The 21,677-nt window shown below is 45.1% G+C and carries 21 protein-coding genes; 5 read left to right on the top strand and 16 right to left on the bottom strand.

Annotated elements, in window-relative coordinates; translation table 11 throughout:
- Positions 1 to 35 precede the first annotated feature (35 nt).
- Positions 36 to 329 carry a type II toxin-antitoxin system RelE/ParE family toxin gene (locus tag KDM92_RS10510; RefSeq protein ID WP_212684299.1) on the bottom strand — a complete coding sequence of 98 codons (294 nt, stop codon included), beginning with the start codon at positions 327 to 329 and terminating at the stop codon, positions 36 to 38.
- On the bottom strand, positions 317 to 631 hold the full coding sequence (locus tag KDM92_RS10515) for a hypothetical protein (protein ID WP_212684300.1): 315 nt from the start codon (positions 629 to 631) through the stop codon (positions 317 to 319). The genes KDM92_RS10510 and KDM92_RS10515 overlap by 13 nt, the downstream gene beginning before the upstream one ends.
- A gap of 396 nt (positions 632 to 1,027) precedes the next feature.
- On the opposite strand from KDM92_RS10515, the gene KDM92_RS10520 reads away from it, so the two are divergent.
- Positions 1,028 to 2,038: a hypothetical protein gene (locus KDM92_RS10520; RefSeq protein WP_212684301.1), complete on the top strand. Its 1,011-nt coding sequence runs from the start codon at positions 1,028 to 1,030 to the stop codon at positions 2,036 to 2,038.
- A gap of 58 nt (positions 2,039 to 2,096) precedes the next feature.
- Here the strand turns inward: KDM92_RS10520 and panB are convergent, their stop codons facing one another.
- The 7 genes from panB to KDM92_RS10555 all read right to left on the bottom strand — a co-directional run bounded on the left by panB (position 2,097) and on the right by KDM92_RS10555 (position 7,935).
- Positions 2,097 to 2,909, bottom strand: coding sequence for a 3-methyl-2-oxobutanoate hydroxymethyltransferase (gene panB / locus KDM92_RS10525; RefSeq protein ID WP_212684302.1), 813 nt, complete (start codon positions 2,907 to 2,909; stop codon positions 2,097 to 2,099).
- Between the two features lie 161 nt (positions 2,910 to 3,070).
- Positions 3,071 to 3,418: a DMT family protein gene (locus KDM92_RS10530; RefSeq protein ID WP_212684303.1), complete on the bottom strand. Its 348-nt coding sequence runs from the start codon at positions 3,416 to 3,418 to the stop codon at positions 3,071 to 3,073.
- A 28-nt stretch (positions 3,419 to 3,446) separates the two neighbouring features.
- Complete coding sequence (folK, locus tag KDM92_RS10535; RefSeq protein WP_212684304.1) at positions 3,447 to 3,923, bottom strand: 2-amino-4-hydroxy-6-hydroxymethyldihydropteridine diphosphokinase; 477 nt, start codon at positions 3,921 to 3,923, stop codon at positions 3,447 to 3,449.
- Positions 3,924 to 3,939: 16 nt separating this feature from the next.
- A complete protein-coding gene (pcnB, locus tag KDM92_RS10540) occupies positions 3,940 to 5,337 on the bottom strand; it encodes a polynucleotide adenylyltransferase PcnB (protein WP_212684305.1) in 1,398 nt (465 codons plus the stop codon).
- A 24-nt stretch (positions 5,338 to 5,361) separates the two neighbouring features.
- Positions 5,362 to 6,060: a histidinol-phosphatase gene (locus KDM92_RS10545; RefSeq protein ID WP_230408281.1), complete on the bottom strand. Its 699-nt coding sequence runs from the start codon at positions 6,058 to 6,060 to the stop codon at positions 5,362 to 5,364.
- A 50-nt stretch (positions 6,061 to 6,110) separates the two neighbouring features.
- Positions 6,111 to 6,788, bottom strand: a complete 678-nt coding sequence (gene hda, locus KDM92_RS10550; protein WP_212684306.1) for a DnaA regulatory inactivator Hda — start codon at positions 6,786 to 6,788, stop codon at positions 6,111 to 6,113.
- Positions 6,789 to 6,846: 58 nt separating this feature from the next.
- A complete protein-coding gene (locus KDM92_RS10555; RefSeq protein WP_212684307.1) occupies positions 6,847 to 7,935 on the bottom strand; it encodes an AI-2E family transporter in 1,089 nt (362 codons plus the stop codon).
- Positions 7,936 to 8,142: 207 nt separating this feature from the next.
- Between KDM92_RS10555 and purM the strand changes: the two genes are divergently transcribed.
- On the top strand, positions 8,143 to 9,186 hold the full coding sequence (gene purM / locus KDM92_RS10560) for a phosphoribosylformylglycinamidine cyclo-ligase (protein WP_212684308.1): 1,044 nt from the start codon (positions 8,143 to 8,145) through the stop codon (positions 9,184 to 9,186).
- A gap of 236 nt (positions 9,187 to 9,422) precedes the next feature.
- On the opposite strand, the gene KDM92_RS10565 is transcribed toward purM, so the two are convergent.
- The 7 genes from KDM92_RS10565 to KDM92_RS10595 all read right to left on the bottom strand — a co-directional run bounded on the left by KDM92_RS10565 (position 9,423) and on the right by KDM92_RS10595 (position 18,729).
- Positions 9,423 to 9,953, bottom strand: coding sequence for a lipocalin family protein (locus KDM92_RS10565; protein WP_212684309.1), 531 nt, complete (start codon positions 9,951 to 9,953; stop codon positions 9,423 to 9,425).
- A gap of 217 nt (positions 9,954 to 10,170) precedes the next feature.
- A complete protein-coding gene (locus KDM92_RS10570; RefSeq protein WP_230408282.1) occupies positions 10,171 to 11,007 on the bottom strand; it encodes a peptidylprolyl isomerase in 837 nt (278 codons plus the stop codon).
- A gap of 150 nt (positions 11,008 to 11,157) precedes the next feature.
- A complete protein-coding gene (locus KDM92_RS10575; RefSeq protein WP_212684310.1) occupies positions 11,158 to 12,015 on the bottom strand; it encodes a substrate-binding periplasmic protein in 858 nt (285 codons plus the stop codon).
- Between the two features lie 162 nt (positions 12,016 to 12,177).
- The gene (gene moeA / locus KDM92_RS10580; protein ID WP_212684311.1) at positions 12,178 to 13,452 is read right to left on the bottom strand and encodes a molybdopterin molybdotransferase MoeA; all 1,275 of its coding nucleotides are present in this window, start codon (positions 13,450 to 13,452) and stop codon (positions 12,178 to 12,180) included.
- Between the two features lie 63 nt (positions 13,453 to 13,515).
- Positions 13,516 to 14,130, bottom strand: a complete 615-nt coding sequence (gene mobA, locus KDM92_RS10585; RefSeq protein ID WP_212684312.1) for a molybdenum cofactor guanylyltransferase MobA — start codon at positions 14,128 to 14,130, stop codon at positions 13,516 to 13,518.
- Positions 14,131 to 14,228: 98 nt separating this feature from the next.
- On the bottom strand, positions 14,229 to 15,377 hold the full coding sequence (gene moaA / locus KDM92_RS10590) for a GTP 3',8-cyclase MoaA (protein WP_212684313.1): 1,149 nt from the start codon (positions 15,375 to 15,377) through the stop codon (positions 14,229 to 14,231).
- 214 nt (positions 15,378 to 15,591) lie between these two features.
- Complete coding sequence (locus tag KDM92_RS10595) at positions 15,592 to 18,729, bottom strand: Rne/Rng family ribonuclease (protein WP_212684314.1); 3,138 nt, start codon at positions 18,727 to 18,729, stop codon at positions 15,592 to 15,594.
- Between the two features lie 679 nt (positions 18,730 to 19,408).
- Here KDM92_RS10595 and KDM92_RS10600 point away from each other — a divergent pair.
- The 3 genes from KDM92_RS10600 to KDM92_RS10610 are packed head-to-tail and all read left to right on the top strand — an operon-like array spanning position 19,409 to position 21,542.
- Entirely contained in the window at positions 19,409 to 20,416 is a 1,008-nt protein-coding gene (locus KDM92_RS10600; protein WP_212684315.1) for an RluA family pseudouridine synthase, read from the top strand.
- A gap of 56 nt (positions 20,417 to 20,472) precedes the next feature.
- Positions 20,473 to 21,132, top strand: a complete 660-nt coding sequence (locus KDM92_RS10605; protein WP_212684316.1) for an HAD-IIIA family hydrolase — start codon at positions 20,473 to 20,475, stop codon at positions 21,130 to 21,132.
- A gap of 32 nt (positions 21,133 to 21,164) precedes the next feature.
- A complete protein-coding gene (locus tag KDM92_RS10610) occupies positions 21,165 to 21,542 on the top strand; it encodes a Rieske (2Fe-2S) protein (RefSeq protein ID WP_212684317.1) in 378 nt (125 codons plus the stop codon).
- The last annotated feature ends 135 nt before the right edge of the window (positions 21,543 to 21,677 follow it).

The following is a 21,677-nucleotide window of genomic DNA, read 5'->3' on the forward strand; positions in this document are numbered from 1 at the left end:
GGAGAATGTTGAATGGTGAAAGTCTCAATCTAAATTTAATCTTGATAGCCAGCTTCGCGGTGATGCCGAATTGCCAGAACAAGAATCACATCATCGATTTCTTCAAAACTGTATAACCCAACGTAGCCAGTATTGCCACGTGAAATCACTAACTCGCGTAATTCATTTTTGATAGGGCGACCAATCAGAGGATGATGCTCCAGTAGCGAAATAGCTTCTTGAATTAAATCGACGGTTTGTAAAGCGATGTTAGGATCACTGTCAAATAAAAAATCAACGAGTCGTTCGAGATCATCAAGCGCCCGTTGTGAATAAATTATGCGCGCCATGGTTTGGCAGTGAGTTTTGTAGGCGCGACAGTTTTTTTCTTACTCGCCGCGTCCATTTTTTTCTGAATGCGGTCACGCAAGTGTTGATGCACCTCATCCGCCGCATAGCCCAATCCTGACTTCAAAGTTGCAGCACGTGCGGCCTCTGCGTCATTGAGAAATGCAGCTTGTTTCTCTGCCGCGAGCGTCGCTTTACGAATCGCTTCCACCATAAAGGCATGTGGCGTGACACCCAAATCCATCGCAGCAGCACTCGCTTTCTGCTTGAGTTCGTCGGGTAGTTTGAGTGATGTCGTGGACATGGCAAGCCTCGGTGCTTTGAAAAATAGTAGGTAACACTAAAGTAGCACCTTTTGTTTTTCTGTGCAATATAAGAGGTTGCTAGTGTGTATTGTTTTTTTAATTATTGAATGGTGGTATGGAGTTGTGCTTCACTCAGCCCGGTCACGATTGCATCGCCAATTTTTGCGGCTGAGAAGCTTAGCCAAATTGTGTGCATTCATAAAAAAATTTAAATAGGGGGAGAGTTTTACCGTGGTCTTTGAAGTGATAAATTTGTCTGTTTGGGTATGCAGCGCGTCTTCAGCACGACTAAATTGAAAGAGGTTTCATGCTTGCTTCAAGGGTATCGAACAAATTGTCTTTATTTGGTCAACAAGTTAGTATTCATTTTGTTAAATTAAATTACAGACATCAGAATGCAGAAGATTTGCCAGTCATGCGAGATAGCAGTAGCTGAAGTTAAAGAGAGTTGTGATTCAGAGACTACTCCATATCACATCTGCAAGTCTTGTCACAAACGTTTGCTTGCAAGATCATTGCGTCCGAGTGAGTGGTACAACCTTTCAAAGCGTTTCGGTTGGTGGCAATTCCTACTTCATGACGATTTTTATGATGAAGCTGGCACAGCTTCTCAACCAGAGGTACAGGTTGAAAACGCTGAAGCATTTCCAATCATTTCATTGAACGATGCGGCTAAGGACGCGCAACTTCTGCTCGATTACACGATCACTAGGTGGAGAGTATCGGAAGAAGTTGCTGCAATCTGGCTCATCATTCCGCCGTCCGAAGTGCTTAAAGCTCTCAATGCAAGGTTTATTAATGCGTCGAACGATGGTGTTCGGGCAGTTGTTCTAGAAGTAGCCTCCATTGCACTAAAGACAATCGCTGCTGATCTCGTAGAATCAGCTTGGAATTTATTTCCACACCAAGTTCAACTTTCGTCGCTTATTCAAGCGTCGGCTGCATGCCTTCCTTTTGAAATAGCATTTGAGCGGGCGACAACAGCAATAGAGGCGTTGCCACAAAATGAGAGACGCAACGCCATGCTGGCACTTAGCCACTTTCAATCACCAGCAACGCTCGACTGGATAGAGAAGCACGCCTCTGAACCAGTAACAGATGGATGGGGATACTTAGCAGCCGCATCAAAACTTTCTTGGCCTCGGGTAACTAATTGGTTGCAACGAGGTCGGCCATATAGTCTGGTGGCGATCGATGCATTGCTCGCAATTGCAAATCCTAGAACACTAAATTTGCGTTCTATACAACCAGTACTTATTGATGCACCAACTATATCGAAACTACGAACCGAATTACAGCAATATGTTGCATTGGACGGCGTTCCTCGTGTTCGGCAGCGTGTAGATGCAATTTTTAGATACGCAACACGCCTCTCTACGGCCGACGAACTTGATACTCGACAATGACCTATGATAAAGCGTATTTCTTCAGTTTTTTAATTGGCTCGAGATTTCCAACTTCATGTTAAAAACAATGCTCAGCAGCAGGAAAACTTTTATCTTTCACCGCAGCCACATACGCCTTAATCGCCGCATCAATATTGGTTTGGCCTTCCATAAAATTCTTCACAAAACGTGCTTTACGACCTGGGAAGACGCCGAGTAAATCGTGCATGACTAAAACTTGGCCTGAGCAATCAGGGCCTGCGCCTATGCCTATGGTGGGGATGTGTAAGAGATCGGTGACTTCTTTTGCCAGACCTGCGGGGATAGCTTCTAAGACTAATAAGCTTGCTCCCGCTTCTTGTAATAATTGCGCTTCGGCTTTGAGTAGATCTGCCGCTGCCGTGGTTTTGCCTTGGACTTTGTAGCCGCCTAATTGGTGTACCGACTGTGGCGTTAAGCCTAGGTGGGCGCAGACAGGGATGGCGCGTTCGGTCAGGAATTTGATGATGGGGGCGATCCATGTGCCGCCTTCGACTTTGACCATTTGTGCACCGGCTTGTATCAATTGCACCGCGTTGTTAAATGCAGATTCTGGCGTGGCGTAGGTGCCGAATGGCATGTCGGCTATGATGAAGGCTTTGTCGTTGCCGCGTGCGACGGCGGCGGTGTGGTAGGCAACATCGTTGTTGGTCACGGGCAGGGTGGAGCTATGGCCTTGGCATACCATGCCAAGTGAATCGCCTATCAACAAAATCTCTACCCCGCATCGATCCATCATGGCGGCAAAGCTGGCGTCGTAGCAGGTCAACATGGTGATTTTTTCGCCTTGCTCGCGCAGGGTGTTGAGTGTCGTGATGGTGACCGCTTTGCGGTCTTGTAAGTATTCAGCCACGATGTTTCCTTTGGTGTGAAGTTTGCATGGTACTTTTTAGTCGACATGCTTTAGCATTTTTAGGATGGTCGAAAAATTGTTCCAGCTAGGCGTAGCTTCGCAGACAGTACCTTGAGTACGGCAAGAAGCTACAACAACGCTGGGGCAGTTTTTTGACCATCCTAACTTCTAAAAATAAAATACACAGCGCCGACTAAGCATAATCCCGCCCAAACGTAGTCTAACTTAAACGGCTGATTCATATAGATCATCGAAAAAGGGACAAAAACTAAGAGCGTTAAGACTTCTTGCAGAATTTTGAGTTGCGCCAAACTGTACTGAGTGTAACCGATACGATTCGCGGGGACTTGGAGTAAGTATTCAAAAAGGGCGATGCCCCAGCTAACAAATGCTGCAATATACCAAGCCTTGCTATTGAGATTTTTAAGGTGGCCATACCATGCAAAAGTCATAAAGACATTCGACAGGATTAAGAGACCAGTAGTTTGAACGATGACAGGAATTTGCATGGGCTGAGTTCGCTTAGGCTAAAGAACGCTAGAGTTTTCGTATGCCTTGATCCGCCACTGCTGGGGCAAATTGATGGGCTGCACCTTTGCCTGGGATCTGAACGAATGGATCGAGTTGTAGCAGTGGAATTAATACGAAGGCGCGTTCTGTCATGCGTGGATGTGGCACGTTTAAGTGTGGCACGTCGATGATTTGTTGACCATAGAGCAGCAAGTCGAGATCTAAGGTGCGTGGTGCGTTGCGATACGGACGTTCACGCCCACACGATAATTCTAGGGCTTGCAAATGTTCAAGCAGGGTGAGTGCCTCTAATTCGGTGTTGATCGCAACCACGGCATTGATATAGTCATCGCCACTGGAGTCGATGGGAGCGGTGATAAACAGTGACGAGGCTTGCTCGAATTGTGTTTGCGGCAAACTATGGAGCTTCGCTATCGCATATTCAACCATCGCGCGTGCGTCGCCGAGGTTGGCACCGATCCCGATGTAGGCAGTGATGGTCATTCTGTTATTCTGTAGTTTATTCTGTCGGCGCTGCTTTAGGCTTGCCACCGGATTGACGATGCGGGCTGCGTCGTGGCCGGCGTTTTTTTGCAGGTGCGCTCTCGGCTGATTTTGCTTTTGGTTTGATACTTAGTAGGCGCACACGTTCTTGTTCGTCGCCGTTGATGAAGTCAGTCCACCATTCGCCAAGTTCGGCGTCGATTTCGCCAGATGCACAACGCAATAATAAGAAATCATAGCCAGCGCGCAGACGATTATTCTCTAATAATTTGTAAGGCGCTTTGCCTACGCGTTTTTCAAAGCGCGGTTGCATCGCCCAGATGTCGCGCATATCGGTGCCGATCTTACGTTGCAGAGCGAGTGCGTCGGTTTGGGTGTTCAAGACATCGTCAGCCGCCAAGTGCAATGCGGGGATAGGGAGTTCGCCAGAGACTTTGTAGGCTTCCCATTTTTCGAGAACTTGATGCCACAGTAATGAGGCGAATAAAAATCCTGGTGAAACGGTTTTGCCTTGCTGTACGCGTTCGTCGGTATTCGCGAGCGCCAAGGTGACGAAGCGTTCACCTAAAGGCTGCTCCAACACAACATCGAGCAAAGGCATTAAGCCGTGGTGTAAGCCTTCTTTGCGTAATTGCTGCAAACAAGCCATCGCATGACCGCTCATTAAGAGTTTGAGCATTTCATCAAAGACGCGCGCGCTTGGCACATTGTTGATGAGTGGCGCCATCACTTTGATCGGCGCACGTGTATCGTCGTCAATCGTAAATTTGAGTTTGGCAGCGAAACGCACCACGCGCAGCATGCGCACTGGATCTTCACGATAACGTAATTCTGGTACCCCGATGATGCGCAAAGTCTTTTTGCGAATATCGGCAATGCCACCGTGGTAATCCAATACCGATTGGCTGGCGGGGTCGTAATACATAGCATTGATGGTGAAATCACGTCTTACCGCATCTTCGTGTTGTTCGCCAAACGTGTTGTCGCGCAACACGCGGCCGTGTTCGTCTTTGGGCGCTTCATGCTTGGCAGCGCCGCGGAAGGTGGTGACTTCAATCAGATCTTGTCCAAACATCACGTGCACAATTTGAAAGCGACGACCAATGATGAAAGCACGGCGGAATAAGCGTTTAACTTGCTCGGGAGTGGCGTTGGTCGCTACGTCAAAATCTTTTGGTTTCACGCCAAGCAAGAGATCACGCACCGCACCGCCGACGATAAAGGCTTTGTATCCGTTGTCTTGCAAAGTCTGCGTGATGCGTATCGCGTTGTTCGATACCAAGGCGGGGTCGATGCCATGTTCTTTCGCACTCAAGACTTTTGGCTTGTTTTTCTTCGCGCTGGCTTTGCCTTGATCGAGGGTGTCGTCAGGGTTCTTTACGCCTAAGATTTTGCGGATAAATTTCTTAATCATGCTTCGTGCTTGTTGTCGTTACTGTTAATGTTGTTGCGCAAATAATTGCAGCGTCGGCCAGCCATTTGCTTGCGCATGGGCTAACAAGAGTTGATTCGGATTGGTCGCAATCGGGTGCGTCACGATAGAGAGCAATGGAATATCATTTTGAGAATCGCTGTAAAAATAACTCTTAGCAAAGTCGCTCAGTTGTTTGCCTTGTTGCGCCAGCCAAGCGTGTAAATGCGTGACTTTGCCGGGGCCAGAAGTCGGCACACCGCGCAGTTTACCAGTCAAATTGCCTTGTTCATCGAAATGTGGTTCCGCCGCCAATAAATGTTCAACACCTAGCGCTTGTGCGATCGGTTGGGTAACAAAGCGATTGGTCGCGGTGATGATGGCGATTAAGTCGTTTTGTTCTTGATGTTGTTTTAGCAAATCAAACGCCGCTGGCAGTAGGGCAGGGTTGATGACTTCTTGCATGAATTGCGCATGGTAATCATTCAGTTGTTGACTTGAAAATTGCGCCAAAGTGCCTAGTGCAAATTCCAAATACTCGACTGGATCTAAAGTGCCAGCCTGATATTGTGCAAAGAATTCTGCGTTGCGACGACCAAACTCGTCTGCATCGACTGCACCAATGCGGCACAGAAATTGTCCCCATTCATAATCAGAGTCAATCGGCAATAAGGTATGGTCAAGATCGAATAAGGCGATATTTTGCGTCGATTGTTTAGTCATCATTGTTTATCTCAATACATACTCAGGGTGCTCGTTTTTCACTGCAGTCAACTTTATTCTGCGTGATCTCTTTGCAATAATTCGCGCAATAAGGGTAAGGTAATAGGGCGTTTGGTTTCTAGCGAATAATGATCGAGCTCGCCCAGCATAGAACTTAGCGAACGCATATCGCGGCGATAGTGGGTAATTAAATACGGCAATACGCCTTGTGCTAAGCCAATTCCTTTGGCCTGCGCGGATCGCTCTAGTGCGTCGATTTTATCTTCATCTGATAAACCAATAACTTGATAAATCAAGCCCCATCCCAATCGGGTACGCAGATCCTCGCGTACGTTTAAAATCATTGGCGGATGGTTCCCCGCTGCCACAAAAAAAGCACCGTTCGCACGCGCTTCATTGAATAAAGCAAATGCATCAATTTGAGCCGCTGGCGACAGTTGGTCGCAATCATCAAGCAAGTAAAGATCAATCTCGGGGCTATACCAAAAATGTTCTTCCGCTGCGTTTGCGCTGATGTAACGCGTATTGGGCGTTTGTGCAATTGCGTTCAGTAGATGTGTCTTACCTGCGCCGGCTTCTCCCCAAAGATATACCGAGCGTTCGCCATACTGGCTCGCAATACGTTCTGAAAACAGACACAAGATTTGCGCCAGTTCTGCATTTTGTCCAACTACAAAGGTGTCTAGCGACGGAGGGCTCTCCGCATCTAGATCAAGTAAAAGCTGTCTCATTGTCGTGTATATCGTCAAAAACCAGTTTCGGCACCACTGAAGACATTACAAATTGTCTTCATTGTGATTGACGATAAAAGGAACTATTTAAATAAGAAATACGCAGGTTTTTCGCCGCTACCGATAATACTGCCGATGCAGGAAGTGCAACCAAGATGCCTATGAAACCAAATAACTGACCAAATGCCATTAAGGCAAAGATGACAGTCAGAGGGTGTAAACCAATGCGTTCTCCGACCAATTTAGGTGTCAGGAAAAAGGATTCTAAGGCTTGGCCAGCGCCATAAATAATTGCAACCGCGATCAGACCATGCAGATCACTGAACTGCAGAACGGCACTGATCAAGGCTAGAAATAAACCCAATCCAAAACCTAAGTAAGGAATAAATACCAATAATCCAGTCAAAATCCCGACTGGAAGAGCGAGATCAAATCCGGCAATTGCAAGGCCAATGGAGTAGTAGCACGCAAGTACCACCATCACCAATATTTGACCACGTAAATATTGAGCGAGTAATTCATCGACTTCTTTAAACCATGATTGGGTTTGCGCCAACCAGCGGCGAGGAATGAAATTGCGCACTCGCGCGATTAAGGCATGCCAGTCAACCATCAAATAAAACAAAACGATTGGAATCAAAATAAAGTTAGCTAGCATACCTAATACAGCAGTTCCACCAACGCGAATCGACGACAACACCGCTTTACCAATCACATCACCGCTACTGGACAGATGGCTGCTGATTAAGGCTTTGATACCCTCGCTATCGATATTGGCTTGGATGCCAAAGTCATGTAACAGTGGGCCGATTGTGGTGTTGAGCTTGTCGAGAAATAAAGGAATTTGATTATGCAGTAAGGGAATTTGCTTTTGCAAAATTGGCACCATGATGAGGACGATCGCCAAGATACACGCAACCACAAATAAGATCATCAAGGTTGCAGCGATCGGTCTAGGTAATTGTCTATTTCTAAAGCGTAGCTGGCATAAACGGTCTAACCAAGGATTAAGTACATAAGCCAAAATCGCTGCCACAATAAATGGCATCAAAATCGGTCCCAATAACGATAGCAAAAGAATAAACGCGAGGGCGACACCTAACCACGTTAAAGATTGTTTTTGCTTACTGGTCAAATTAAATGGCATAGACTTTAGTCAGTTAAATTTCGATATGAAACGCTGGATTTGCCTAAAAACTAGGTAAAACGCAGGTCAATTTGTTAAAATACCGCTTTTGGTTTTACTAAAGTTCGTATTCTCCCTGAATTTCTAAGGAAATTACGAATTTTTGTGAACCACGTTTCTGGCAATTCCGCTATTTTACCGCCTCAAGCCCCTACTGACGAATATCCTATGAGCACAAATACTCCTGTTTCTCTTTCTTATGCCGACGCTGGTGTTGATATGGTTGCTGGCGACGCGCTGGTCGATGCGATTAAACCGTTTGCAAAACGTACTATGCGTGAAGGCGTCATGGCTGGCATCGGTGGTTTTGGTGCGATGTTTGAAGTCAGCAAAAAGTACAAAGAACCGGTATTGGTCTCTGGTACAGATGGTGTTGGAACTAAATTGAAATTGGCTTTCCATTTAAATCGTCACGATACTGTCGGTGTTGATTTGGTCGCTATGAGCGTCAATGACATCTTGGTACAAGGCGCTGAACCTTTATTCTTCCTCGATTATTTTGCTTGCGGCAAATTAGATGTGGCGACGGCGACCGACGTGATCAAAGGCATCGCGTTTGGTTGCGAACAAGCGGGTTGCGCTTTGATTGGCGGAGAAACGGCTGAAATGCCTTCTATGTATCCAGAAGGTGAATACGATTTGGCAGGTTTCGCAGTCGGTGCCGTGGAAAAATCCAAGATCATCGACGGCAGCAAAATTGTCCCAGGTGACGTAATTTTAGGCTTGGCATCTTCAGGCATTCATTCCAACGGCTTTTCTTTAGTACGCAAAATCATCGAAGTCGCGAATCCCGATTTAAACGCTGATTTCCACGGTCGTAGCTTGGCAGACGCCTTGATCGCACCAACTCGTATTTACGTCAAACCTTTATTGGATTTGATGGCGAGCATGGAAGTGAAGGGCATGGCGCATATCACTGGCGGTGGTTTGGTAGAAAACGTACCACGTGTATTGGGCGATAAACTCACGGCAATCTTGGATAGTAAATCTTGGGAAATGCCGCCATTGTTTAAATGGTTGCAACAACATGGTGGTGTGGCTGACGCAGAAATGCATCGTGTGTTCAACTGCGGTATTGGTATGGTTGTCATCGTGGCAGCTGATCAAGCAGATGCAGCAATGGCACAGCTTACAGCCGCGGGCGAAGCGGTGTACAAGATCGGTGCGATTCGCGCACGCGAAGGTAACGAACATCAAACTATTGTTGTGTAACGCAAATCTCGATCTTGTTTGTCTTGGTCGAATGTATGCGATGTAAGGCAGTTATAGAGAATTAATACTAAGTTCGCTGTAGTTTTTTATTTGTAGCTCGTCAGCGATGCTTATTCAGCAAGATAGTTTGTAGTTCGTTTTATGAATAAAAGAAAAGACCAGAATCTGTATTTCGCAGATTCTGGTTTTTTTGTTTGGGGAGTTAGTGATTAGAGAATCAGAAATATTCGTTCAGCTTAATTTAATGGATTGCTTTGCGCACTGATTTGAAATTGATTGATGTTGTAACCGAGGGTTGCAGCTTTCTCTAGAATTTTCTCTTGAATTGATGGATCGAGTGCGGCAGAGCGCGACAAAATCCAGCCATATTTCCGACTTGGTTCACCAACCAAAACCCACTGATAATTCGGATCTAAATCGAGTACCCAATAATTGCCGTAGAACGGCCTGAAGAAGCTAACGCGTAGCTTGGCGTTTCTACTTGCTTCAACAAGTTTGGCAACGCCATTTGCCTCTTCAATACTGCCGTCTTTGGTTCGACAACGATTAATGACGCGAATTTGGTCGTCATCGCGTTGGTATTCAGCTTGTGTATCGGCCACACACATCGATTGAAACTTATTGGGGATAAAAGCAACTTGATACCATTTTCCTATGTAGCGATTTAAATCGACTTTTTCTACGGTCGCTAATGGTGCATATTCTTCATTGCAAGCGCTTAATAAGCTGGTACACACCAGCGCTACGACTGTCAAAAGCTTCTTCATGATTATCGGATGTGAAGTTGAGAGGACTTCATTCTAAAGTGTTTTTGCTTTGGGAGATGCCTGTACAGAATCTCTTTGAAGGAATCTTCAATCGCTTAATTAGCTTGAATAACTTAAAGAGTTGAAATATTTTGCGCTGGGTATTTTTTAAATAAAAAAAAGGCCGGGTATGAGAACCGGCCCTAAGAGGGAGATTAAGACTTGAAAACTTGATCGATCACTGCGTTTGTATCATTGAGTTAATTAACACACTTGTGACCGGAACATTTTGTAACCCGCCGCGGGTTGATGTTGGAACGACCTTAATTTTATCGACGGTCTCAATACCACTCACCACTTTGCCGAATACCGCATATCCACCAGCATTGGTATCGAGTGCTTGGTTATCAACGACGTTAATGAAAAACTGTGCGGTAGCCGAATCTAAAACCTCAGTGCGTGCCATCGCGATCGTGCCGCGTAAATTGCTCAGACTATTTCCAGCTTCTAACTTGATTGGTGCTTGCGTCGCTGGTTGGGTTAAATCTGCATTGAAACCACCGCCTTGGATCATAAAATCTTGAATCACACGGTGAAAGATTTTATTCACATAAAAACCGGATTCAACATAGTTCAAGAAATTATCAACAGTGATCGGCGCTTTTGCTGGATTCAATTCAAGCACAACGCTGCCCAATGAAGTTGTCATTGTTACTTGCGGCTGTTTAGCGAGTGGGATGGTCACGTTATTGGCATACAGAGAATTTGAACTACCATCACTAATAACTATAGGAACGCTGCCAACACCGATGATTTTGCAACTGAATACTTTTTGTGTTGGAGTGCTACCTGTTAATTCCGTTATTTTTAAGCAGCCTTGATGCGACATATTGATGCCTAAATCTAAGTTCTGCCCTTTCACAGTGATAACACTTGTTTTACGATATACCAATTGGTCACTGCTTACTTCAGAAATACTAACTTTTCTTGTTGCTGGTGTAGAGCTGTCGCTACCGCTACCACCACAAGCGCTCAACAGCGCAACAGAACTCAATAAAAGAACAGATAATTTCAAGAGAAACTCCAAAAAGCTTGATTAGATAAAACAGCAGTATAGGCTGCCAACCGAGGATCAGAAATTGTTTTCCTGTCCTAATTTTGTAGCAATATGTAGCAATTTGTATGTGTGAACAAAGGGTTGCAATTGCGAGCGATGATAGTGTGTTTATTGATCTCTTTTTCTCCCTTTTTGCTTTGTATTTAATCGGCTCAAGGTGCGATCAATGTCGCTGATTAATTTGTCATTTTTCCCTTTTAATAAAGCAAATCGAATTCCGTCTTTGAGCACAGGAATAGGTAGTACAGAAAATCGCGTCACTTGATGTGCTGATAAATCCGTTTCGTTTTCTTGCGGGATTTTGATTGATTTAATGAGCGCTTCGACTTCTTTATGATTTGTTAAGGGGCTAGCAAAAATCATTGCGTCGATACGTCGACTTTGTAACTTTTTCAGGCGTGGTCCGTAGGCATCGATATCATCGTCGGTTTTAAATAAGACATTTTTTAAACGATCAAATTCTCCGCCATACTTGGAGCCACGAACGACACCAATCGTTTTTCCTTTTAAATCTTCAATTGTTTTAAAGGGGAATTGCTGATCAGTGCGTGTGACTAGCCACAGATATTGATATACAACCGGTTCAGAAAAGCGAAAAATCTCTGCACGTTCTGGTGTCAGACTTAAGCCAAAAATCAATCCGCCCTCCGTACTGGCAATCTTTACCGCGCGATTCCAAGGATATATTTGTAAACTAAATTGAATATTGTGATCTTTCTCGATTGCGGAAAATACGCGAGTAAAGCGTTCTGGAATTGGGTTGAGTTCGCCTTTTTCATTACGATTTTCACCAAAAAGTAAGGGGACTTTGGTTTGTGCAAAACTAGGGATCACAATCAAATAGCTACAGACAATTAGCGTGAGGGCGAGCACACCGATCGTTTGTGATAGCCAATACTTCGCGGCACCAGTTTGCGTGCGCAGCAGGAGATCGGAATTGAATATACGCACTTTGGATTGTTGCATTAGGCCCACGTGATCTTGATAATTTCTGTATTGCAATTATAAGTGCGAATGGGCGCTTTGCGCAGGATGTGTGCTTGATTCAAGTGGACAAATATGATTTTTTACATTTTGTTTTGAATTAACTTTTGAAAATGGATAAATTGACTTAAAAAACAGAGGGATTTATACAAGTCCCTCGAGCAGTAAGATATCAACCCAACTTCCTGAAACTACATTCGCTTGATCTTCGTTTAACACAATGATGCAGTTCGCCTCTGACATTGACCGCAGCATGCCTGAACCTTGCGCGCCAGTTGTGCTCACTTCCAATAGACCGCTTGCATTGCGTTTGACAATTCCACGTTGATATTCGGTCCGCCCTGGCCGTTTGGCGATAGCTTGCGTCGATGTCGCTGGCACCAAAATTGGAGACGTAATGATTGCGCCATTGAGCTGTTGTAGTGCTTGTTTCACAAAAAAATAGAAACTGATCATGGTTGCGACTGGATTGCCTGGTAAGCCAAACAAATAGGCCGATTTGCCGTTTGATTGAATTTCACCAAAAGCCAATGGCCGTCCAGGTCGCATTGCAATGTTCCAAAAATTAATTTGTCCTAATTTTGCCATGACTTGTTTGGTGTAATCGGCGGCACCAACTGAGACACCACCTGATGTGATGATGGCATCCGCCTGTTCACAAGCGCAGCGCAGTGCTTGTTCTAAAGCTTCAGGTTGGTCTTCAACGACGCCCATATCGATGACCTCACAACCAAGGCGAGATAGCATACCGAATACGGTGTATCGATTGCTGTCAAATATACACCCAGCCTCTAGTGTTTCTCCCAGTGAGCGAACTTCATCGCCAGTTGAGAAGTAGGCGACTTTTAAGCGTCTTTGTACGCGGATTTTTGCAATGCCGAGTGAAGCGAGTAGGCCTAATTCTGCTGGGCCAAGTAGCTTGCCTTTGGTGATGGCACATGAACCATTGCTTAAGTCTTCGCCACGCAAACGGCAATTATTCCCTTGTTTAATTTTGTTGGCGGGAATCTCAATTTGGTTCGATGTGAAGTTGACGAGTTCTTGAGGAATAACGGTATCGCAAGAATCTGGCATTACGGCACCAGTCATGATCTTGATACAAGTTCCTAACCTGACTTGCTGTTGATACGGATGACCGGCAAGCGCTTCGCCAGCAATATCGAGGCGCAATACTTGATCGGGGTGTAACTGTGCACCGTCAAAGGCATAGCCATCCATGGCTGAATTATTGTGTGCAGGGACATCGATCGGTGAGAGCACATCTTCTGCAAGGACGCGACCAAGTACAGATTTGAGATCAAGCTCTTCGCTATCTGAGATGGGGCTTAAATTGGATAATATCCAGTTTCGTGCTTGATCGACAGATAGTGTGGAACCATCTTGCTGTGAATTGCTGTGCTGCGTATTGGTTGGCTTCATAAAAGTGTTCTTTAATGTGATTAAAGAGGAGGCGGAAGCGTAGTTGCTTGTCGTCGATGTGTGTTAACTGGCAAATAATATCAACTCTTCTTTTGTGTTGATATTGCGAAAATCGGCATTGTGTTCGAATGGAACTTCAACCACGCTTAATTCGCGATACCAAACACTGACTTTGCGACCACCATTTTTTAGGAACGCTTCCAAATGTGATTTCAAATTGGTTTTGAGTAGACAAAATACAGGTTGCTGTTGCCATCGAAGGCTGTGCTCATGTTGGCCATTGCTGTCAGCGGTAATGACTACCGCTAGCTGAGCATTTGTTTGTTCTAAAGCAGTCGCAAGCTTCTGTACCAAATCGAGCGGGAGAAATGGCGAGTCGCAAGGTGCAGTCACCATGAAGTCACTTTCGCAATAATTTAATCCAGCATGTACACCAGCCAGTGGGCCGGCATAATCAGGAAGAATATCGGCGATTAAATGCTCAGAGAATGGAGCGTATTGATCTGCATCTTGATTTACATTGATCATTAATTGCCCTACTTGTGGCGCTAATCGACGCGCCACGTGCGCAACCATCGCTTCATTCTTAAATGTTTGTAGACCTTTATTCACGTGCCCCATGCGCGTGCCTCGACCACCTGCCAATATCAATCCAGAAATTTGTTCAATCGGGATCATGCGAAAGATTTCTTTATTATGAATGTGAATAAATGGCTTACTGTAAATTAGACAGTTAGTACGCGATCATCGCCCTTTTTCTCGATGCCTTGCGCGGCCTAACCACCAATATATGACATCTCAATTTTTTGCGAAGTCACATCTTTAGTAGTCATTGCGCTCCCACGTAATTCTGAGTAGCGATCTTGGCGATTCTGCCAGATTGAGGCAATTAGCTTAGAAATTTTCACGTCTATTTGATTGGAATCTTGATTTGGCTCATTGCTGCGTAAGTATTGTCGCAAATCGTAACCAGCTGTGGCAAATAGACAGGTATAGAGCATTCCTTGGGTAGATAGTCGTGCTCGACTGCAATCGCGACAAAAGGCTTTGCTGACACTAGAAATAAAGCCCAATTCTCCTTGCCCATCTTGATGCTGATAGCGTGTTGCTGTTTCACTTTTATTGTTCGCTTGAAGTGCTACCAATGGCATACCTGCATTTGCTAGCGTATCGATAATCTGCGCTGTTGACATCACTTCATCCATGCACCATGCATTCGATGATCCCACATCCATAAATTCAATGAATCGAAGGATGTGCGGTGTGTCTTTAAAATAGCGAGCCATCTCAATAACTTGGTTGGCGTTGACACTTTTTTTGACAACCATATTGATTTTGATTTGCTCAAAGCCAGCCGATTCTGCGGCTTGAATTCCTTCAAGCACCTGCGCGACGGGAAAATCAACATCGTTCATTTGCTTGAAAATGTGGTCGTTAAGCGCATCTAGCGAAACTGTCAGGCGATTTAATCCGGCATCTTTTAGGCTTTGCGCTTTTTGCTTTAGCAATGCGGCATTTGTAGTTAAGGTGAGGTCAATAGGCTGACCGTTAGCGCTGCGTATTCCGCTCAATAGATGAATTAATTCTTCGAGATTTTTCCGTAATAGAGGCTCGCCGCCTGTTAAACGGATTTTCGTGACGCCATGTGCAACAAAGAGTTTCGCTAATCGGGTAATTTCTTCAAAACTGAGTAAGTCGCGTTGTGGAAGATACGCATAGTCTTTATTGAATATCTCTTTGGGCATGCAATAGGTACAGCGAAAATTACAGCGATCTGTCACTGAAATTCTGAGGTCTTGCAATGGACGATGCAGTTGATCCTTTAGTGTTCCAGTTGAACTGTCGGAAGGTAAGTTATTCCAAGATAAATCGACCAAATCGCTGCCGCTTGGGAGCATTTTTATTGGAATGAATTGTTTGGACATAAGTCAGAAAAATCGATAAGAAAATTTCACGAACAATATCACGAGTTGACATGTTTTGTTGAAGCTGCTGTGAAAGTAGGCACGCTTGCTTGGTGACACAATGCGCGCTGAAACGTCAATCAAATACCAATAAAAATAGCCCAGTACCTGAAGTGACTGGGCTATTTTGTTATTGGCTAGTCTAGCTGATTAGCCAAACCAACGACAAGGTCGATTATTTTTTTGTTTCGACGAAAACTAAAGGTTCATCAGCGATGACTGCAGCAGGTTTGCGTTGACGTCCCAAGCGCGGCACTGCTGCTACTTGGCTTGATGATTGTTGTGCTGCCTTTAATTTTTCTGGATCAGTTGCCGCCAATACCAGACCGGCTTGTGCCAAGACCGAATTGAGATCGACCGTTGGCGCTGTTTCTACGACAGGTGCTGGCGTAGAAATTGGTGCAACAGGCGCGACTTCTACAGTAACTGCCTCAGCAAACATCGGTAGCGTTTCATTCATTGCTACTGGTGTGCTTGTCACTGTTGTTTCAAGCGGTTTTGCTGATGCTTGAACTGCAATGTCAGCTTCTGGTGCTGAAGTTGCAGTTGAATCTTCGCTTGCATTGGTGCTGGAATTAGTGCTTGAATCTGTAGCCTGAGTAGGGACTTCAACAGCAGCGTCTGCGGAAGTCGATACAGATGAACTTACAACTGCTTCTGTATTCAAAATAGTCGTAGCTTCAGCTGCAATATTGACACTCGGCACCTCAGAGTTGTTCGTTACAGGCGCATTTGCAGAGACGTTTGAGTCTTCAACAGTTGACGCAACTACCTCGATGTTGGAAGCAGGCACGGTTGCAGAAACTGCTGCAGGAGCGAGATCCAAGCTGGTTTGAACTGGTGAATCAACGGCGACTTCTTGATTTGAAGATGCAGCTACCGGTTTTTCCTCAGTTTGGGCATTATTAAGCTCTACAGCAGGGCTAGCACTGATCGTTTCATTTGCAATTGGTGTGTTAATCATTAAGTCAGCAACTGGGATAAATGCTGGTGGATCCTCATGCTTTTGTTCAGCATTAGATTCGTTTGCATTTGTTGCCAAGTCCGCATTTTCTACACCATTGCGATCACGACGATTGCGATTGCGACCACCACGACGACGACGACGACCTTCTTCTGCCTGAGGTTCTGCGCCATCTTGCTCAGATCCAGTTACCAGATTCTCACGTGGCTCGCGCACTTCCTGAGTTTTCGGTTTGTTCAACGCTGGCGCAGTTAAGCTAGTTGCTGTCGTGCTTGCAACATCGTCTGCTTTTATTTCAGCACTATCTTTCTTCGCGTCGCGTTGGCGCTGTTGACGATCGCGACGACCTTCTTGCGCTTCTTTTTCTTCGCGAGGAGGGCGTGCTGGTTTGTTTTGGCGCGCTTGAGTTTCGGAGCTAGACTTTGTTAAATCTTTATCTGCAGACTTGTTCGCATTGCCATTGTTATTGCTATTTTGGTTTGCATTGTTCGTTGCTGCACGGTCATCTTCTGCTCCGTTGCGACCATTTCGACCATTGCGACCATTTTGACCACGATTACGTTGACGATTGCGATCATTTTTATCGCGACCATGTTTTGGTTTTTCTTCTGGTGCAGGTGCTTTTGCTTCTGCGCCGCCAAAGATAGAGCTAAAGAACTTCGCAATGCCGGCGAATAAGCCACCTTCTGAGCCTGCTTTTGGACTTGTCGCTACTGGAGCTGGTTTACGCTCAACGATAGGTGCAGTCTCTGGTGTAATGCTCTTAACAACGGCTTCTTGACGCGGTTTTACTTCGTCTTTTTGACGCTTGTTGTAACCGATATCAGTATCCGCTTGTTCCGCCATAGCGTAGCTAACATGCGCTTCTTCCAAACGTGGATCATCGTGTTTCAAGCGATCAAGTTTGTAATGTGGGGTCTCCAAATGTTTATTTGGAATCAAAATTGCGGTGACGCGATGACGATTCTCAATCTTCAGAATTTCGCCACGCTTTTCATTCAATAAGAATGCCGCAACATCGACTGGAACTTGTACGTGAATCGCCGCTGAGTTTTCCTTCATCGCTTCTTCTTGGATGATGCGCAAAACTTGTAATGCGGAGGATTCAGTATCGCGAATGTGACCTGTGCCATTGCAACGCGGGCAAGTCACATGACTGCCTTCGGATAGAGAAGGGCGTAGACGTTGGCGCGATAATTCCATCAAACCAAAACGGGAAATCTTACCCATTTGGACGCGCGCGCGGTCATAACGCAATGCGTCTTTCAAGCGCGTTTCGACTTCGCGTTGATTCTTGGCGTTTTCCATATCGATAAAATCAATCACGATCAAACCACCCAAGTCACGCAAACGCAATTGGCGCGCTACTTCTTCCGCTGCTTCGCAGTTGGTATTGAATGCCGTTGTTTCGATATCGCCACCGCGAGTTGCACGTGCTGAGTTGACGTCGACTGACACTAAGGCTTCAGTATGATCAATCACAATCGCGCCGCCAGATGGCAAAGGTACGGTGCGTGAGTAGGCGGTTTCGATTTGATGTTCGATCTGGAAGCGTGAGAACAGCGGCACATCATCGCTATAGCGCTTAACACGGTGCACCATGTCAGGCATCACGTGGCTCATAAATTGCTGTGCTTGTTCGTAGATGTCGTCGGTGTCGATCAGAATTTCGCCGATGTCCGGTTGGAAATAATCACGGATAGCACGGATTACTAAGGAAGATTCTTGATAGATCAAGAATGCGCCTTGTGCAGATTTGCCAGCACCATCAATCGCACGCCAGAGTTGCATTAAATAGTTTAAATCCCATTGCAATTCATCAACATTGCGACCGATGCCGGCGGTACGAGCAATCACGGACATGCCTTGTGGCAAATCCAATTTATCCATGGTTTCGCGCAATTCTTGACGGTCTTCACCTTCAACACGGCGAGAAACACCACCACCACGCGGATTATTCGGCATCAAAACCAAGTAGCGGCCAGCCAAAGAAATGAAGGAAGTTAAAGCTGCACCTTTGTTGCCGCGTTCTTCTTTTTCTACTTGTACGATGATTTCTTGACCTTCGCGCAATGCATCTTTAATCGATGAATTGCGGACGTCGATGCCTTCTTTGAAGTAACTGCGAGCAACTTCTTTGAATGGTAAAAAGCCATGGCGTTCTTCGCCATAATTGACGAAACAGGCTTCTAATGATGGTTCGATGCGGGTGATAACCCCTTTGTAGATATTCGATTTACGGAGTTCGCGTCCAGTGGTCTCGATATCAATGTCAATCAGCTTTTGCCCATTAACAATGGCTACGCGCAACTCTTCTTGCTGCGTAGCATTAAACAGCATACGTTTCATATTTTTCTCCATGGCACTAAAGCCATATTTCACAATGATCAGCTTGGCTGAGTAATCGTGAGGTGCTTACATTGGATGTATGCGAGAACGGAGAGTTTGAGGGCGTGGGAAATGCCACTGGCATAAAGAAATACAAAAGTCTCCTACGAGCGATCAGCCAAATGCTGGAATCATTCAAAGGTACTTTTTACTTCTGTTATGCGCTTGGCGCGGATAGTTCTCACCTAGGCGAGTGCACATGTCTCCGAGTATTCTTGCTTGTACTCTGTCATCTGGTGATGTACAGCAGCTTTAACCAAGCTAATATTATTCAGGCGATGCGCAACTTACTAAAATTAATAGTGTCAAAGCGTTTGTTAATCAAATTAAAGCAAAACGTATGACGGAATCGACCGGTACTTTTCAAACTATCAACCGGCAAGCCAACGAATTTATGTCAATTCGCGTCTCTTGCCAGACTTATCCTTATATTTCAAACCTTCTGATCCAAATCGCTTTGCATGAATCCGATTGCCACAATTGGTTGCAACCTTGACCTGTAAAACGATGTGCATACACATCTTTTCTATCGAATTTGCAAAATGGCGAGGCCGATAGACTCGCCCCTGTGTAGAATAGTCGTCTTTCTTACACATGCTGAAGCTTGGTAAGCTTCAGCTGCAGCGATTATATATTCAAAATGAAGGACTTAGCGATAAAAATGGCGGCAAATTCTCAAAAACCATCTAAAAAAGTGGATGAACAGCCAGCCTCGCAAACTTTTGCACAAGTGCAACTGATTACGATTAATGAAGAAGATGCTGGTCAGCGTATTGATAACTTTTTGTTGCGTATTTGCAAGGGCGTACCCAAAAGTCACGTTTATCGCATACTCAGATCAGGTGAAGTGCGTGTCAATAAGGGACGTATCGATCAGTTATATCGCCTGCAAGTGGGAGATATCGTACGTGTACCACCAACCCGAATTGCAGAAAAAGAAACTACGCATGTCCCAAGTGCTGAGTTTGCTGTCATTTTCGAAGATAGTCATTTGTTAATTATCGATAAACCAGCTGGCGTTGCAGTGCACGGTGGTTCTGGCGTGAGTTTTGGCGTGATTGAGCAATTACGTGCGTCTCGTCCTGATGCCAAGTTTTTAGAATTAGTACATCGCTTGGATCGTGAAACTTCGGGCTTATTGTTGTTAGCAAAGAAACGATCAGCCTTGGTCAATTTGCATGAGCAAATGCGTGATGGCCATACGGATAAACGATATTTAACCTTGGTTGCAGGTGATTGGAAGAATCAACGTCAACATATTAAATTGCCATTGCACAAATATACGACGGCAGATGGTGAGCGACGTGTACGGGTGCAAGCGGATGGGATGGAGTCACATACGGTATTTAGTTTGAAGAAAAAGTATACCGATTTTGCGTTATTAGAAGCAGAACTTAAGACTGGTCGAACACATCAAATTCGTGTGCATTTGTCATCAAGTGGCTTTGCGATTGCTGGGGATGATAAATACGGTGATTTTGCTCTGAATCGTGCATTGTTGAAGGCAACTGAACATCGAGGCGCGCTAAAACGTATGTTTTTACATGCACATCAAATTACCTTTACGCATCCAGAAACCGGAAAACAAATGACTTTGAATGCAGCTTTGCCGAAAGAATGTGAAAAGTTTCTACAGAGTTTGCATTAATTGTAATAATTTGTTGTTCGGAAAAATGTTGATTTGTATTGTGAAAAAATAATAATATGGCAAAAAAGTTATTTGATTTTATTGTATTTGATTGGGATGGTACGCTGATGGATAGTACAGCGACCATCGTAAAGTGTATTCAAGCTGCGGCCAGAGATTTGCAGCTTCCTGTACCTGATGATGCCGCCGCTGCCCACGTAATTGGTTTAGCCTTAGCAGATGCGATGCGTGCAGTTATGCCTGATGTTGATCCTAAGTATTATCCAAAAATGGTGGAGCGTTATCGTTACCATTATTTAGTGCGGGATCACGAGTTACCCTTATTTCCAGGTGTTCGAGAAATGCTAGGGGATCTGGCACAACAAGGTTATTTTTTAGCCGTTGCAACAGGCAAGAGTCGTGTCGGTTTGAATCGCGCAATGAATAGCGCTAATGTCTTGTCGATGTTTGATGCGACACGCTGCGCCGATGAAACTTTTTCTAAGCCGCATCCTGCCATGTTGCAGGAATTGACTCGTGAGTTGGGGCAAGATATGCAACGCACCTTGATGATTGGTGACACGACACATGATTTATTGATGGCCGCAAATGCAGGTGCTGCCGCGGTTGCGGTCGAATACGGTGCACATGAACCCGAGCTGTTGGCCACTGTGCCTAGTTTGTATTCAGCGAAGAAAGTGGCAGATTTGCATCAGTGGTTAACTGAAAACGCATGAAGCCTTATCGATCAATAATTTAGGATGGAGAAATGGCTGAGATTTTTATTTGTAATTCGCTAGAACTAGAAGAAGGTGGAAAAGGGATACGCTTTCCCTTGCTTGCAGGTAGTGACGAAGCAACTGGATTTGTTGTGCGCTACGATGGCGCAGCACATGCTTATTTAAATCGATGCGCGCATGTGCCGGTTGAGTTGGATTGGTCGCCGGGGGAGTTCTTTGAAGGAAGTGGACTGTATATCATGTGCGCAACACATGGTGCGATTTATGTTCCTGAAACAGGTCACTGCACAGGTGGCCCTTGCCGAGGTGGTCGATTACGAAAAATTCAAGTTACTGAAGTGGATGGTAAGATTTACTGGCACACGGATGATTATCTGACCGTTAAATCGTCTTCATCAGTATCTTAGTCTGCTGTACAAAATGGCATGCTTGTCTGCTTGGAGTAGCTTTAATTTCTTTAATCTTGAAAATCATTTAGATAGTTAAAATTTTCTTCCTATCGTATATTCCCTCGACTATATTGAAGTCGTAACTGGTTCAAG

The sequence above is a fragment of the Affinundibacterium baiyunense genome (assembly GCF_018139645.1).
Taxonomy (GTDB): domain Bacteria; phylum Pseudomonadota; class Gammaproteobacteria; order Burkholderiales; family Burkholderiaceae_D; genus Undibacterium; species Undibacterium baiyunense.